This is a genomic window from Hellea balneolensis DSM 19091, assembly GCF_000428525.1.
In the GTDB taxonomy this organism is placed as follows: Bacteria; Pseudomonadota; Alphaproteobacteria; order Caulobacterales; family Maricaulaceae; genus Hellea; species Hellea balneolensis.
Genome location: NZ_AUAC01000003.1, coordinates 365,869 through 380,372, shown reverse-complemented (window position 1 = coordinate 380,372; position 14,504 = coordinate 365,869). Strand labels below are relative to the sequence as shown.

Genomic DNA, 14,504 nt, shown 5'->3' with positions numbered 1-14,504 from the left:
TTATGATACGACTTATCTCCATCGGTCTTATGACCCTCGGCGCCCTTGCCTTTACTAAGATCGCCAAAGCGCAAATTGCAGATCTGAAAGGCCAAGAGCCGCTGACTAATCTGGAAGGCACAGAATGGGGCCCTGAAAACGGCATGGGCCAATTCGTACAATTCCTAAGCGGCGGCGATATGGCCGGATATGCAGGCTGTAACAGTTTTTTCGGCACTTATGAGCAAAACGGGAACAGCCTGAAAATCGGCTCCATGGTTATGACTAAGAAGGCGTGCGAAAATCTCGGCATGGAACAAGCCTTTATAGCAGCGCTCGAATCCGCCCGTAGTTTCGAAGCCAGCGCAAAAGAAATGAATATCCTCGATGAAAATAATGAAGTCGGGCTGTCGATGCGTAGGCGCGATTGGGATTAGGGCCTTTATTGACTTGAAATCGCCTTTGGCCTAAATGCCAAGCATTATGTTTATGTATTTCTTTTATAATACCTAGAAGCTCTCTGTTCGCCGCAAATAAGCGGCTTGAGCACGTTGGTATTTACAACATCCCCTGAATATTATCGCGGTTTTCGCTGCTAAAATTCACGTGGAATGTTCTCAAAAGAGACACATCATGAAACTTATACGATTTCAAAGTCGTTGTCCGAATCTGGGCACGGCTAGTCAATTAGGCATTTTTCAGCTTGCCTATAAATTAAAATACGACCCTCGCACGACCCGCGAAGACGACACACGTCTGCGTGAAGCGCTCGAATGGCTAGAGTGGCATTTAAATGCGCCTGATATATTGGAAAAACACGAACATTATCGTGCTATTTGCTGGTTTAAAGATGAAGCTTTTAAACCTATCTCTCAGTGCTGGGTTATAAAGCAAATCCTAGAACAATACGGCTATTGGGTAGACTTGGTAAAAACTCGAAATCCTGGACTGATTATTTATCAAGACGGATGGCAAGTTGTTGCTAAACCAAAGAAGAAAAACTTAAGAATTTAGAATTTCTAAGCGAGTCATTTGCGACGATAAATATCTAATTTCCAAAGTACATGCTCACCCTCGATTTAGATGAGCATGTGCTTTGTCAGAACAATTCTACACGCCCCGACTCTAGCAATAATGCCTCAGGTGTATTGATGATAATATGGAATAAAAATGGATCACGATCTTCAACCTTGTCAAGGGCACGTTCTGCGCGTTTCAGGTAGTTTTTTCGGCCATTCGCATAACCAAATTTGCCGCCTATCCGCACACCCCAATAAGCAAAAAGTGCGATCATCTTGCCGCGTTTTGTATAATCTGGTGTCTCATAAGAACTCTCGCCATCATTATAGGAATCCTCGGTAATAATCTCGATGGCTTCACGGAAAATTTGATCGGCTTCTTTTCGCGGACGTTGCCACGTGCTGTAGAGAAAGTCATGGACAATGGCCGCTTGGGCATAAGGCCCCCAAGGTTCTAAAAACCAGCGGAACGGACGCGGTACACTGGCCCCGTCGGAGCAATACCCCATTGGCACGCTTATTTTATTATCAGACCCAAATGCGCCAACATGATATTCAAAAGGTTTTGTGATGACCCTTATAGGCCGCCCTTGCTCAAGACGAGTCACATCGCCCGTATGTAAAGGCCGCGTGAAAGTACTTCTCATTTTGCGCTCCTGAGCTTGTTTTTCTTTTTAAACCCTAAAAGTTTATTGCACCGAAGATTAGGTCAAGCTAGGCCAAGCTTATGACTCAAAACCTCACCATTCGCCGCCCTGATGATTGGCATGTTCACCTTCGCGATGGGGCTATGCTGTCCGATGTGGTCAATTACACGGCGCGCCAATTTAGCCGCGCCATTATCATGCCGAACCTTACTCCGCCTGTGACGACGGTCACAGCGGGCACAGCCTATCGTCAGCGCATCTTGGACGCCGTTGATCCGAGTTTGAGTTTCGAGCCGCTTATGGTTTGCTATCTCACCGACACTATTGACGCAGATGAAGTTGCGCGTGGCCATGCCGAGGGCGTGTTCACGGCGTGTAAATTATACCCTGCCAATGCGACAACCAACTCCTCTCATGGTGTTACGGATATCAAGAACATTTATCCCGTCCTAGAAGCTATGCAGCGTATTGGTATGCCGCTGCTTGTCCACGGTGAAGTCACCCATCAAGACGTCGATATCTTTGACCGCGAAGCTGTATTTATCAGCGATGTCTTGAAAGATGTCGTCAAAGACTTCCCAGCGCTGAAAATCATCTTCGAGCATATCACCACAGCTGAGGCGGCGGACTTCGTTATGGCCGCAGGGCCCAATATCGCCGCAACCATCACCCCGCATCACCTTGAGTTTAATCGCAATGCGATTTTCCAAGGCGGCATCCGTCCGCATTATTATTGCCTGCCCATCGCCAAACGAGAAAAGCACCGCTTGGCCCTTCGTAATGCGGCCATATCAGGATCGCCGAAATTTTTCCTTGGTACAGATACCGCCCCGCACACGGTCGAGGCCAAGCAAAGCGCTTGTGGCTGTGCAGGATTATTCAACGCGCCATATGCGCTCGAGGCCTATGCGAAGGTATTTGATGAAGAAGATGCGCTGGATAAGCTCGAAGGTTTTGCGTCAGAATTTGGACCCCGTTTTTATGGGATCCCGCTAAATGACGGCACGGTTACACTCACCCGTAAAGACGTCTCTGTGCCAGAAACGCTAGATGTGATGGATACTAAAATTGTTCCCTTCCATAGCGGCGGGACTTTGCCTTGGACGTTTTCACGAAGCTAAAATACGGTTGTTATCCCGACACAACGCGTAGCGTGGACGGGACCCATGCCTTGTCACCTCGCCTAAATACACAGTTCCGATAGCCGCAACTTTTAGGCATGGGTTTCGCCACGACTTCGTCGTGAGACGGAATAACAAAGTAATTTATTTAAGTCATGCGTTTCATATTAATTTGTTCTCGGCATATATCGCACTGGTAGCACGCCAATCCGGCCATTCCTGTCCACAGAGATATCCCACTCCTCAGGATTGCCAGAAGACAGCAGCAGCGCATTTAACTGGCGTGTGGAGTTGACATCATCATCGCCAATCCCAACGATAAAATCGCCAGGGCGAAGGCGGTTATAATTTGCCGCTGAACCGCGTTCGACCTTGAGAACCATTACGCCTTGAACATAGGGGTCAAAGCCAAGTTCTTCGCCAAGGGCCGGTGACATATTTACGACCACCGCGCCGTCTAGAGGATGATAACCTTCGAGCTTTCGCTCATCTCTAGCGGGGTTTTCCTGCGGCGTGTCAGTGCGCACAGTAAAGTTGCGCTCACGCCCATCGCGCCATATTTTTACTTGGGCATTTTGGCCGCGCCGCAATGTGGCGAGTTTGAACCGTAAGCCGCTATCATCATTGACCTCTGTGCCCTCAATAGACAGGATCACGTCGCCCTTCTCTAGACCGGCTGTATCCGCCGGGCCTTTGGGATATATATCATTAATGACAGCGCCTTTTGACCGGTCGAGCCCCAATGCAGCCGCCATGGTTGCATCCACAGCATTTGTCCGCGCGCCAATCCATGGGCGCACAATGCGCCCCTCGGAAATCGCGCTATCCACGGCGCGGGACACAAGTTCGGAGGGTATCGCAAAACCAATACCGTTTGACCCGCCTGAGCGTGAGAAGATAGCTGTATTCACGCCGATAAGTTCACCCGACAGGTTGACCAAGGCTCCGCCTGAATTACCCGGATTTACGGCGGCATCTGTTTGAATAAAAGAAGATGTATCGGTCACGTTGGTGCGGCCTAAGGCGGACACGATCCCGCTTGTCACGGTCTGCCCGACGCCAAAGGGATTGCCAATGGCCAGCACAATATCGCCGATCTCGAGGTCGCCATCGCTTTGAATAGCAAGACTTGGAAGACGTTCGCCTTCGGTATCAATTTTCAAAACCGCAATATCTATATCTTCATCTTGCGCAATCACTTCGGCTTCAAACTCGCGGCGATCATTGAGCACAATTTTCAGCTCATCCGCACCTTTCACGACGTGGGCGTTGGTAACGATAATTCCTGTGTCGCGGACAATAACGCCCGAACCCAATGAGCTTTCGGTACGTTCTTGCGGCGCACGGCGCATACCAAACATTTCGTCAAAGAACGATGAGCGGCCGCGCCTCTGCACTGTGCGCGAGGTAAAGACATTGACCACAGCAGGGGCCGTTTGTTTCACTACAGGCGAATAAGAAAGTTGCACCTGCATATTCGAGCTTGGCACAACCCGCTCCGGCACGACATCGAGCAATTGCGCGTTTGCAACACCACCGCTCCCTAAAACCAGTGCCGAGCCTAAAAGTGATAATATCTGTTTTTTCATGCGCTTATATGTAGGAGGCATTTGGGATTTTACCAAGATGCAGGCACAGAAAATGAGTGAATTTTCATAATGTAAAGCAGGGCGGCTAAAACCGCCCTGCTCATAACGCTTTGTCATACCGAATCTGTCGAAGGGGTTCCGCAGCAAAGCGAAGCTTATTTATTCCGCATCCTGCAGAGCTTTTTCAGCTGCCTGTAGAGCTTTCCGGGCTTTTTCAAGCTCGCGCTTAGCCTTGGCCATTTCGCGAGAGTCGCCCGCGCCAAGCTCAGTGCTTTCAAGCATGGCGCGCGCGGCGGCCAATCTGGACTCGGTGATGCGAAGCTTTAGACGCGTTCCATCACCTTCATCGGAAAAGAACCTAAAGGTCTTCGCGCCTTCAAGATTTTCTAGGTTTTTGAGCGCAGCAAGCCCCTCAAGCCCTTGGAGGCCTTCCAGACCATTTAGACCTTCCAAACCTTTTAATTCTCTTAGCACCTTTAATTTTGCGAGACCTTCTAATCCCTCCAATCCTTCAAGCCCTTCAATGTCGTCACTATCAAAGACAAAGACATTTTCAGAATGCTGCGTGAATCCTGGCGGATGTGGAGGTTTTGGAAAGTCGGGACTGCTTCTAAATTCAAAACGTGTTTCACCGTCTTCATCGCGCAAGACTAATTCACCCTTGCTTTGTTTGGATGTCCAAGCCTTAAGATCACCCTCGACCCAATTGGCGAAATCATTTTCTTTCCACTCTGGGTATTCAGTCTCGGCCCATTTTTTAAATTCCTTTTTGGACATGACTTTCACGCCTTCATTATCGCTGATGGAAATAGTGCGGCTTATATCACCTTCAATATTTTCAACGAGAATGTCATCAACATTAAAATCCTCAATATCTTCGATGTCAATGCGGGTCTTATTGCCATCTTCATCGACCTTGAAAGCCTCTACATCATCGCCATCGACATTGATTTCAAAATGCTCTGAGACGGTTTTACCGTCTAGTTTCATCCTGCGCTTGATAACAGATTTACCTTGATGTTTTTCATACTTCCCCGCAAGTTCCTCTTCCAAAACCTCCGTTTCGGGATGGGCATCCGCTTGTATCAGGGGCGCTGAAACGCACGCCGCGCCGATAATCATAACGGCCGCAGCTGTGCGTGAACGCCAATTTGCTTTTTTATGTGTTCCCAAGATCATAAGTCTCTCCTTTAGGGGGTGGTGGATAGTGAGCGCGAGCGCGCTCGGTTGTGGGCTGGCACGCCCGTCAATAATGGCAGCTTTGGCTGCGTGGATGAGTGTTTCAGCATAGGCTTCCGTCGCCTCTTTGCTATCTCCCATGGCGCTCAGAACGCTGGCATCACACGCCGCTTCTTGGTCACTGCGAAAATGCTTGGCGGCGTAATGCACAAGCGGGTTTGGCCAATTAACAGCACGAAAGCCAAGCCACGCCATAGCGCTCCAAACATCGCCGCGCCGAATATGCATAAATTCATGCATCAAGGCATAATGGCGCTGAGCTGGCGAAAAGGCCGTCATAAAGTTATCAGGCAATATCACCGTAGGACGCAAAAATCCTGTCACAAGCGGCCCGGCTTTTTCATCCGAAATTCTTACATTTGGAATGCGTTTAAGCCCCACTGTTTGCGCAGCTGAGATAATTTCTGATCTGAGGCGTCTTGCAGGCTCTGATTTATGGACCAAGCGGTCTATTAGGGACGCTTGAGCCGCCCAATGATAGAAAAAGAATGTAAGTGCGCCAACGAACCACACCACAAATACAGAAGGCCATAAGTAGGTCGCGGCTTGACTCATAAGGCTAGGCTCTGCTTGCTCAATTAACGCCATCATTTCCGGCGTGATGGTCATGTCACCTCTTGGCGCTGTTACAGCGGGCTGTACTTCAGACAAATTTGGAAGAAAGCGCGGGACTGTAATCTCTGGCATGATAAGGCGCAAAAAAGGTATAAGCCATAAGGCGTAGGCCGCTTTTGCCCCGAACATACGCGAAAAGGGTCTGCGTATCAAAAGCACCCAAGCCGTCAAAATCGTAACGGCCACGCCCGTCTCTATGATCCACCCCATCATCGTATTACCCCTTATTTTTCAGCTCAGCGAGCAAAGCCTCAAGCTCTGCAATATCGTCGTGAGATAACCCATCATCTTTGGCCAAATGCATAACGAGCGGCGCAGCGCGGCCCCCGAAAAGGCGATCAGATAGGCGGCGCGTGGCACCGGCCGCATAGCTGTCCTTGGAAATGAGCGGAGAATAGAGATAGCGCCGACCCTCGCTCTGTGTGGACAATGCGCCCTTCTCCACTAACCGCGCCAGCAGGGTTTTAATCGTGCGGATGTTCCAGTCTTTCCGCGTAGCAAGCTCCTGCGCCACTTCGGATGCGCCAAGCGGACTCTGCGTCCAAAGGACATCCATCACATCAAGTTCGGATTGCGAGATGCGGATCTTACCAGATTGTCCCAATGTCGTCTCCCTTAATGACTACATTTGTAGGCATAATCAAGACTACAGTTGTGGTCAATAGGAATGTGTAGTTATTATCTTAAACTTTAGGCATAAAAAAACCCACTCTTCCGAGCGGGTCTTTAGAACTTTTTTCTCAATTTAATTATTCAGGCTCGCCGCATGGGGCATGCCTTCGAAGATGGGGTCGAGATATTTCACGCGATTGCCACCTTCCCAGTTTTGGATATTTTTGATACAAAAACGCTTAACTTCAGTGGGCTTACCGCTGCGCTTGGCGCGGGCTTCACTGCGTTGAAAAGCACGAATTTCAGACAAAGACGTTGCGGCGCCATTGGCACAAGCCGATATCACATCTTGCGGTGTTGTGTTAGGCACTTGGATAAATTCTGTACGGTTATAGGCCTTGTAATTCACGCCGACACGGTTGCCAGACAGGAATTTCACAAAGACCATACGGCGATATTCATTATTATCAGATGGGCCGCTCTCAACAAGCAGAACGGGTGAGAGATCGCCAAATTGTGCATCGGCACTTGGCGCGGCCATCAAAAGTCCGAGGCTAACCCCCAATATTGCGCCAAAAGTTTTAAAGTGACGTGTCAACATAACACCCTCCAATTTTCACTTAAGATTTTTAAACTACCCCATAGTTACAGCAAGATTCGGGCCGCTGCATCCGCAAATGACATATAGAATTTAATGTGGAGGCATGAATAAGCGTCAGGCTTGAAGGCCGGCCTTTTATTCGCGTCTTACGATATTTTGGCCCGGCTTTTGCAGCTTTCACTTTTCACAAAATGAAAGGTTTGACCATGGAATTACCACCCCAGTCTGAAGTGCAGCCGGATATATATGATGAAAATAGTGTGTTTAGAAACCTTCTGGCAAAAGAAACAACATCTCAGCCTACCCCGCGCCCCAACCGGCTCGACCTCATTTTTAAAGATGCGCCGAGCCAAGAACCCCCTATCACTGTCGGAGACTTCCTCCCGCAGATTTAACGGGTCAAGCTGTTTGCTATTTCAGTGCAATTGATACAGTATAACACATGATGAAACATTATATGTTTACAATAAGCCTAGCCGCCTTGACTGTGTTCTCAGGCTGTAAGCCTGCAATGTCAGAAGCTGAGCTGTTCTTCGCACATTATCCTGAGACAGGGCAATGTGCGCTCATAAATCCGAGCACGCTCAAACTCTCCGGCCCCATTGACGAGGCTATGCGGGACTGCGCCTTATCAGAGCTTACAGAAGATATAAAAATGGTGACGGTTACCAGTAAAGGCGGAGAAGTCTTTGCAGGGCGGGCCATTGGGTATAAAATCGGTGAACATCCCCGTCATCTCATTGTCGATAAAATGTGCTTGTCGTCCTGCGGCAATTATTTTGTGCCCGCAGCAGACCAACTAAGCTTGCGTCCTGGGTCTGTCATTGGCCTGCACGGCACGCCGGATCCACATATGCTGTCCAATGCGGATATGGAAAGCCATATGGCCAGTATGGTTGAAAATGGTGACACAGCCTCTGAAGGTGTTGCCCGTATCTTGAAGCGCAAATCGGACAGACGCACTAAACAGCTCGCAGAGGAAGCCAAATTTGCCGCTCATTTTAATGTCCCCAAAGGTTGGCGCCTCTACCGCGAGGCCGGGGATAGTTCGGATGGGTGGCGTAGAGAGTTTAAGGCCGGGAGCGATATGGACCTTGTGATTGATAACTTTATGATTGTCGACGCTCCGATGCTGGCCACCTGTTTGCCGCAGGTTAAAACAAGAAATTTCCAACGCACCCTAGATAGCACCGTGTTTGATAAACCCACATTTTGGGCTACTCTAAGAGATAGGATGGGCGCTTATCGGAGCCGCGGCCTGACATGCATTCCATCCCCCCAACAACAATAAACACTAGACATACTCGCTTTTCCTTTTATGGGAACGCAACTTCCTTTATGAGGCCGTCATGACTACAGACATTACCCAAAGCGCCGCGCATCCTGCTGACCAACTCATTGATAATCCGAGCGTCGGATTTGTCTCATTGGGCTGTCCTAAGGCTATGGTGGATAGCGAGCGGATTATCACCCTGCTACGGGCCGATGGATATCGCATTGGAAAGACCTATGACGACTCCGATGTGATTATTGTCAATACCTGCGGGTTCCTGAACTCGGCCAAATCGGATAGCCTCTCTGCTATTGATGAAGCCTTGCTAGAGAATGGCCGCGTGATTGTGACGGGCTGTATGGGCAATGATCCTATCATTAAGGAAAAGCATCCCAAAGTGCTCTCGGTCACCGGGCCGCAGCAATATGATGATGTCGTCGCCGCCGTGCGCAAAGCCGCGCCGATGGTCGAGAATAAATTCACCGACCTCATCCCCTATGAGCGCTCCCGCATCACGCCGAAACATTATGCCTATTTGAAAATATCCGAGGGCTGTAACAATAAATGTACCTTCTGCATCATCCCTGATTTGCGCGGGAAGCTGGACAGTATGAATATCGCCAAGGTCATGCGCGATGCGGAAAAGCTGGTCGAGTCGGGCGTCAAAGAACTTATCGTTATCAGCCAAGACACATCGGCTTACGGCCTTGATATTGGTTACGAGACAGGCACATGGCGCGGTGAGGAATATAAATCTAATCTTTACGACCTGACCCGCGCGCTGGGTAAGCTCGGCGTCTGGGTGCGGATGCAATATGTCTATCCCTACCCCCATGTTGATAAAATCATCGAAATTATGGCGGATAAAGAGAGCGGCGTGCTGCCCTATATTGACGTACCTTTCCAACATGCCAGCACTGCGGTTCTGAAACGTATGCGCCGACCCGCCAATCAGCATAAATTGATGGAGCGGCTTAATCGCTGGCGCGAGATTTGTCCTGAACTGACGATTCGCTCGACCTTTATCGTCGGCTTCCCCGGCGAGACAGATGAAGATTTTGAGATTCTGCTGCAATTCCTACGCGATGCTAAGCTCGCCCGCGTCGGCGCGTTTAAATATGAAAATGTTGACGGCGCCCGCGCCCATGATTTCGAAGACCAAGTCCCGCAAGACGTCATCGATGCCCGCTACAACGCCTTTATGGAATGCCAGCAAGAGGTCAGTGCTGAACTGATGAAATCCAAAATCGGCACGATGCAAGACGTCATCATTGATGAGGTGGACGCAGAAGGCGCCTTTGGCCGTTCCGTCGCTGATGCGCCTGATATCGATGGCTGCGTCTTCCTGAACGGTGATACAGAGGTGCGGGTCGGCGATATTGTCACGGTAAGAATCGAAGAGACCGACGAATATGATATGTGGGGGATAAGGCCTTAGGGTATCTTACTTGAGGCGATTTTAAGTCGCTCGTTTTAACATGACTTGGAGGGAAACTGACATAGAAACCCTCTAATTATCGTCTTTTAGAGAGATGAGCGGTTATAACATAATTAAAGTTATTGCTCCATGTTTACTAGATGGAGAGTTTACTTAATCTCGCAATTTTAATTGGTATAGTAGGGCCTATAGGCACTCACTACCTCTTGCGTAAAAATTTCGAAGGTCGCTACTTCAGTCGGGCGTATATTCGTAATTTCACATGGGGGTTAAGACGATTAATTTTCCCAGCTATAAGTATATATATTTTACTTGCTACCAATTTACGGACTTTTTGCGTCGCTTTATTTTGCTTCAGTCTCGTCAGTCTTGGTTTGAAACTCATTCTTGGCTCAAAGGAAAGTTCAAGAAAAATTCATTTATTCACCTACTTTAGCTATGTATTTCTATTTTTAACTTGGGCGAATAATGAACCGTATTGGATACAAATATGGCCTACTATTCTATGGTCTGTCGGATTGATTTTTATTCTCATTTGTATTGTTTTAGACAAACCTCTCTGGCTCATGCCCAACTGGCCAACACCAATTCAGCGGTCTGTAAAATTAATGATGCAAATTATGTTCACGTTCAGTGCTTTTATATTAGTGGTAGGTAATGAGTTTTTTCGACAAAATTCAAGCTTTGAGGTTTGGGCAATCTTTAATGCTTTTAGTATGTGTCTTCTCGTAGCTTTTATCGGTCTATGTACTGTTATAATTATTCCTGCAATTGGCGATGAACGACTTGAGAAGTTTGACAAAGAACATTCCACTTAATAACCATCAAGGTCTGCTTCTTTTCGGAATTGCAGCAATCAATGAGCGGCCTACTTTGAACAACTTTACCCTCTCCCACAATCTATAGATCAAACCAACAGCGCGTTTGAGCCTAAAATAACAAGAACACCGAGTCGCGCAGGCTCCGTCTCATTCCGAGCCGCTCCCCCCCCCTATTCCTTGAAAAAACTGCGAAAAAGACTCTTATTTCGTTGATATTCCCGTGGATGCGCGTTATGCGCCCCCTTTCGTGAATAATTCGATTGACTTTGGACGTTCAAATCCATAGTTGAGCGCAAAATTTAAGACTTAGAAGACATTTGATATGCCAACAATTCAACAGCTCATTCGTAAGCCTCGCCAACCTAAAAAGCGCGGCGCGAAGAACCCAGCTCTTCAAGCTAACCCGCAAAAACGCGGCGTTTGCACGCGCGTTTATACGACAACGCCTCGTAAGCCGAACTCAGCGCTGCGTAAAGTGGCACGTGTTCGCCTCACAAATGGCCACACAGTGGCAAGTTACATCCCAGGTGAAGGCCATAACCTCCAAGAGCATAGTGTTGTTCTCGTGCGCGGCGGCGGCCCTCGTGACCTTCCGGGTGTGCGTTACACAGTTGTTCGCGGTAGCCTTGACGCCCAGCCTGTCAAAGATCGTAAGACGAAGCGTTCCAAATACGGTGTTAAGCGCCCTAAGTAATCAGGTCTTACAGATTAAGATTAGATAGCCTCTGCATTTGCGGGGGCTTTTTTTATGCCCTTTCTAATTCTGTCATCACCCGACTTGTTCGGGTGATCTATATGAGGGCCTTCATTTTTAGAGACATATCACATGGGTTACCGCGACAAGCGCGGTAATGACAAAATAAGGGTGGGCATCAAAACACATCCGACAATTTAGCCGCTGCAACATAAACCTCGATATCAACACCCCTGTCCGCCAGATACTCCCTCATGCTCGTCTCCCTATCATGAATGAAGGACGAATCAAGAAAGTTGCTAACCCAGTCTTCACCAAGCTCTCTGGCCGCAGCGAGGCAGTGCTTGAGATAGATGTCCGCTGGTAAGTGCTGCGTGTGCCAGAAGGCGCTCACCCCATATTGAGCGTAGAGCGCATAGATGTCGCTTACTCCTACCAGAGAGGTGTCGATGAGATGGTCGGCGCCCTCATAGCAGATGATGGCACTCAGGCTCCCGCCTGTCACGCGAGAGGTCGCTTCAACCTCTTGCAGGTCATAACGAAACTCATGGCGCTCATAGGTCTTGAAATCCGCCTCATCGAGCTCAAAAGCCAAAGCGTAAAGCGTGGTGTCAGGGCGGAGAATGGCCGCAGCGTGGGCAAGCTCTTTATCTCCGCTCTGTGCTAAGCCTTTGGCGATGGAGAGTGTGCCGTAAGAGTTAAAACAACGCGCATGACCGGGAATTTTGACGGGGGTAATGTTGCGCGCATTTGGGAAGAGACGCTTGATACTGATGGGGGAAAGGAGAGAGGCGTAGCCTATGACGGTTTTCATGGGGATGGTCAGATACAGACAGGTTTAAAAAGGAGGCGGAGGACATTTAAAACATGGATCATATGGCTCAATAAGTGAACCATCCCAACACGTCATACTGTATATAAGTGGAGGAAGTTTTTTACAAATCCGGTCGGCCCTATCGACGAAAAAGTGGACAGCATGCCGTCGTGCATCTTCAGGGGTTTTACACTCAACGCCATTCGACAAAATTGTCTTAAAACTTTCTCCCTGTCCGAAGTCATATAATTCTGACGCGACACAGGAGCTAAGTTTCGGATTGCTTTCATTGCCCAAATCCTTAGCAGCGTTCTTAGCTTCTAGACGCGTCATAGGGAGTAAGGATCCTTTGGGCAAATGTGATTGTTGTGTCGTCTGGCAGGCCGAAAATAATATAAAAACAAAAAGTGCAAGCCAAAGTCTCATAGAACTATCATGACGATATTTGGTTTTTTGTCGAGAGATACATCACTAATGACACTACAGCCCGCCTTTGGCGAGCGGTCATTATTGATGACCATGGTGCGGGTGAGAGGACTTGAACCTCCACATCTTGCGATACTAGAACCTAAATCTAGCGCGTCTACCAATTTCGCCACACCCGCACGGTGTGTTTAGACAGCGGCATATGCTTTGCTTTTAAGAAAAAATCAAGCGTCCAAATGTAAAAATTGCTAACTCTTTTTGGCTGTCATGGGTGCGCGTTTTAGCGTCCAGAACAGCGCAATCACGCCTGAAATTATATTGGCCGCCGCGACGCCGTAATAGGCGCCTGTTAAACCGGCGATTTGAACACCGATAAAGATGAAGCCGACATAAAGCACTAAAGAGCGTATGATGGTATAGGTCAGGCCAAACATGGGCCGCCCAATTGCATTCAGCCCGGCCGCCGCGATGAAGACAAAGCCATATCCGAACAGCGTGACAGGCACGATATAAAAATAGGGCACAATCTTTTCAATCAAGAGCGGGTCATTTGTAAAAATCTGTGCAATTTGCTGTGAAAACACCGCCATGATGATGGCCATAAAGGAACACCAGATAAAGCAAATCCAGAAGCAAATGCGGAAGGTTTCACGTACACGCTCCGTCTTTCCTGCCCCGCCATTACGCCCCGTAATTGCGCCAATACAAGCAGAAAGGCCGTAAATAACGCCAATGGATATCAGCTCAGCGCGGCTCGCAACACCAAAGGCTGCAATCTCAACTTCGGATAGGCGCAACCCCAAAATAGCCACGGCCGCAAATGTCGCGACGGGTACAATAATATTCGTCCCTGCCGCCGGAATACCAACTTGGCCGATAATGCTCCAGGCCCGCCTCATTGACCCTATCGTCATTTCCGCAAAGGAAATTGCCTTACGGTGGAACATGACGAGGTAAAATCCAAATGAGGCTCCAACAATGTTGCCGATCAGCGTTGCAACCGCCGCGCCTTGTAATTCCAAACGCGGGAATGGCCCCCAACCAAAAATGAAAAAGGGATCCAAGATAATGTTGATAATTGCCGCCAGTATCATGATGGAACTCGGCAGAGCCGCCTCTCCCGAGGCTCGCAGAATATTATTACTCATTGACGCCACAGAGACGATCACTAGGCCGGGCAAAGAAATTGACAGATAGCTTATCGCCATTTCCCTTACCTGCTCACTAGCTCCGGCAAAGCGCAAGATCGAGGGCGCAATCAAAAGCATAAGCGTCACTAAGACTGACATTACCGTCAGCGCCATGAGGATAGCCGCGGCGCCGTGCCGTCTGGCCCGTTCGGTATCACCCTGCCCCAAGGCGCGCGAGACGGCGGACATTGTCCCTGCTCCAAGGCCAATATTTGCGCTATTGCCGATAAAAGTTAGCGGAAAAGCAAATGTGAGGGCTGCGAGCGCTAAAATCGCCAGATTAGGCCGCGTTGGATCGGTTAAGCGACCCAGATAAATTGTATCAACAATACCTGTCGAAATCAGGGCTAAAACCGCCAGAGAGAAAGGCCCCATCATGCGCAAGACATGTCTGAGGATGGAGCCTTCTAAAACATTGGTTTTTTG

Annotated in this window: 15 protein-coding genes and 1 tRNA gene; 8 read left to right on the top strand and 8 right to left on the bottom strand. The window is 48.8% G+C overall.

All coding sequences use genetic code 11. The annotated features are described in order from the left end of the window. Positions 1-2: 2 nt before the first annotated feature. Both F569_RS17120 and F569_RS0107800 read left to right on the top strand, forming a co-directional pair. Positions 3-416: an META domain-containing protein gene (locus F569_RS17120; RefSeq protein ID WP_034388030.1), complete on the top strand. Its 414-nt coding sequence runs from the start codon at positions 3-5 to the stop codon at positions 414-416. A gap of 196 nt (positions 417-612) precedes the next feature. Further along, a complete protein-coding gene (locus F569_RS0107800) occupies positions 613-993 on the top strand; it encodes a hypothetical protein (protein ID WP_026941743.1) in 381 nt (126 codons plus the stop codon). A gap of 85 nt (positions 994-1,078) precedes the next feature. Here the strand turns inward: F569_RS0107800 and F569_RS18905 are convergent, their stop codons facing one another. After that, positions 1,079-1,645 (bottom strand): DUF1353 domain-containing protein, encoded by a 567-nt coding sequence (locus F569_RS18905; protein ID WP_051279571.1) that lies wholly within the window; start codon positions 1,643-1,645, stop codon positions 1,079-1,081. 80 nt (positions 1,646-1,725) lie between these two features. On the opposite strand from F569_RS18905, the gene pyrC reads away from it, so the two are divergent. After that, positions 1,726-2,766, top strand: coding sequence for a dihydroorotase (gene pyrC, locus F569_RS0107790; RefSeq protein WP_026941742.1), 1,041 nt, complete (start codon positions 1,726-1,728; stop codon positions 2,764-2,766). A 167-nt stretch (positions 2,767-2,933) separates the two neighbouring features. Here the strand turns inward: pyrC and F569_RS17110 are convergent, their stop codons facing one another. From F569_RS17110 to F569_RS0107770, 4 genes are all read right to left on the bottom strand, one after another. Continuing rightward, positions 2,934-4,472 (bottom strand): Do family serine endopeptidase, encoded by a 1,539-nt coding sequence (locus F569_RS17110; RefSeq protein WP_154813682.1) that lies wholly within the window; start codon positions 4,470-4,472, stop codon positions 2,934-2,936. A gap of 42 nt (positions 4,473-4,514) precedes the next feature. Next, positions 4,515-6,422, bottom strand: a complete 1,908-nt coding sequence (locus F569_RS0107780; protein ID WP_026941741.1) for a M56 family metallopeptidase — start codon at positions 6,420-6,422, stop codon at positions 4,515-4,517. 4 nt (positions 6,423-6,426) lie between these two features. Then, complete coding sequence (locus F569_RS0107775; RefSeq protein WP_026941740.1) at positions 6,427-6,813, bottom strand: BlaI/MecI/CopY family transcriptional regulator; 387 nt, start codon at positions 6,811-6,813, stop codon at positions 6,427-6,429. 141 nt (positions 6,814-6,954) lie between these two features. After that, entirely contained in the window at positions 6,955-7,422 is a 468-nt protein-coding gene (locus tag F569_RS0107770) for a hypothetical protein (RefSeq protein ID WP_026941739.1), read from the bottom strand. A gap of 206 nt (positions 7,423-7,628) precedes the next feature. Here F569_RS0107770 and F569_RS0107765 point away from each other — a divergent pair, with 206 nt between their 5' ends. The 5 genes from F569_RS0107765 to rpsL all read left to right on the top strand — a co-directional run bounded on the left by F569_RS0107765 (position 7,629) and on the right by rpsL (position 11,648). Further along, complete coding sequence (locus F569_RS0107765) at positions 7,629-7,817, top strand: hypothetical protein (RefSeq protein WP_154813681.1); 189 nt, start codon at positions 7,629-7,631, stop codon at positions 7,815-7,817. A 47-nt stretch (positions 7,818-7,864) separates the two neighbouring features. Then, positions 7,865-8,713: a hypothetical protein gene (locus tag F569_RS0107760; RefSeq protein WP_026941737.1), complete on the top strand. Its 849-nt coding sequence runs from the start codon at positions 7,865-7,867 to the stop codon at positions 8,711-8,713. Positions 8,714-8,771: 58 nt separating this feature from the next. Next, complete coding sequence (rimO, locus tag F569_RS0107755; protein ID WP_051279569.1) at positions 8,772-10,133, top strand: 30S ribosomal protein S12 methylthiotransferase RimO; 1,362 nt, start codon at positions 8,772-8,774, stop codon at positions 10,131-10,133. Between the two features lie 140 nt (positions 10,134-10,273). Then, positions 10,274-10,951 carry a hypothetical protein gene (locus F569_RS0107750; RefSeq protein WP_026941735.1) on the top strand — a complete coding sequence of 226 codons (678 nt, stop codon included), beginning with the start codon at positions 10,274-10,276 and terminating at the stop codon, positions 10,949-10,951. Between the two features lie 325 nt (positions 10,952-11,276). Beyond that, positions 11,277-11,648 (top strand): 30S ribosomal protein S12, encoded by a 372-nt coding sequence (gene rpsL / locus F569_RS0107745; RefSeq protein ID WP_026941734.1) that lies wholly within the window; start codon positions 11,277-11,279, stop codon positions 11,646-11,648. 178 nt (positions 11,649-11,826) lie between these two features. Here rpsL and F569_RS0107740 read toward each other — a convergent pair whose 3' ends face one another. From F569_RS0107740 to F569_RS0107730, 3 genes are all read right to left on the bottom strand, one after another. Then, on the bottom strand, positions 11,827-12,462 hold the full coding sequence (locus F569_RS0107740) for a gamma-glutamylcyclotransferase (RefSeq protein ID WP_026941733.1): 636 nt from the start codon (positions 12,460-12,462) through the stop codon (positions 11,827-11,829). A 520-nt stretch (positions 12,463-12,982) separates the two neighbouring features. Beyond that, a tRNA-Leu gene (locus F569_RS0107735) sits at positions 12,983-13,067 on the bottom strand. 69 nt (positions 13,068-13,136) lie between these two features. Beyond that, positions 13,137-14,456: an MATE family efflux transporter gene (locus F569_RS0107730; protein ID WP_026941732.1), complete on the bottom strand. Its 1,320-nt coding sequence runs from the start codon at positions 14,454-14,456 to the stop codon at positions 13,137-13,139. Positions 14,457-14,504: the final 48 nt, after the last annotated feature.

Coding starts and splice junctions, on each gene's coding strand:
- rimO (WP_051279569.1), top strand. CDS start 8,772: ATGACTACAGACATTACCCAAAGCGCCGCGCATCCTGCTGACCAACTC.
- F569_RS0107765 (WP_154813681.1), top strand. CDS start 7,629: ATGGAATTACCACCCCAGTCTGAAGTGCAGCCGGATATATATGATGAA.
- F569_RS0107780 (WP_026941741.1), bottom strand. CDS start 6,422: ATGATGGGGTGGATCATAGAGACGGGCGTGGCCGTTACGATTTTGACG.
- F569_RS0107800 (WP_026941743.1), top strand. CDS start 613: ATGAAACTTATACGATTTCAAAGTCGTTGTCCGAATCTGGGCACGGCT.
- F569_RS17110 (WP_154813682.1), bottom strand. CDS start 4,472: ATGACAAAGCGTTATGAGCAGGGCGGTTTTAGCCGCCCTGCTTTACAT.
- F569_RS0107770 (WP_026941739.1), bottom strand. CDS start 7,422: ATGTTGACACGTCACTTTAAAACTTTTGGCGCAATATTGGGGGTTAGC.
- F569_RS0107750 (WP_026941735.1), top strand. CDS start 10,274: ATGGAGAGTTTACTTAATCTCGCAATTTTAATTGGTATAGTAGGGCCT.
- F569_RS0107740 (WP_026941733.1), bottom strand. CDS start 12,462: ATGAAAACCGTCATAGGCTACGCCTCTCTCCTTTCCCCCATCAGTATC.
- F569_RS18905 (WP_051279571.1), bottom strand. CDS start 1,645: ATGAGAAGTACTTTCACGCGGCCTTTACATACGGGCGATGTGACTCGT.
- pyrC (WP_026941742.1), top strand. CDS start 1,726: ATGACTCAAAACCTCACCATTCGCCGCCCTGATGATTGGCATGTTCAC.
- F569_RS0107730 (WP_026941732.1), bottom strand. CDS start 14,456: ATGATGGGGCCTTTCTCTCTGGCGGTTTTAGCCCTGATTTCGACAGGT.
- F569_RS0107760 (WP_026941737.1), top strand. CDS start 7,865: ATGATGAAACATTATATGTTTACAATAAGCCTAGCCGCCTTGACTGTG.
- rpsL (WP_026941734.1), top strand. CDS start 11,277: ATGCCAACAATTCAACAGCTCATTCGTAAGCCTCGCCAACCTAAAAAG.
- F569_RS17120 (WP_034388030.1), top strand. CDS start 3: ATGATACGACTTATCTCCATCGGTCTTATGACCCTCGGCGCCCTTGCC.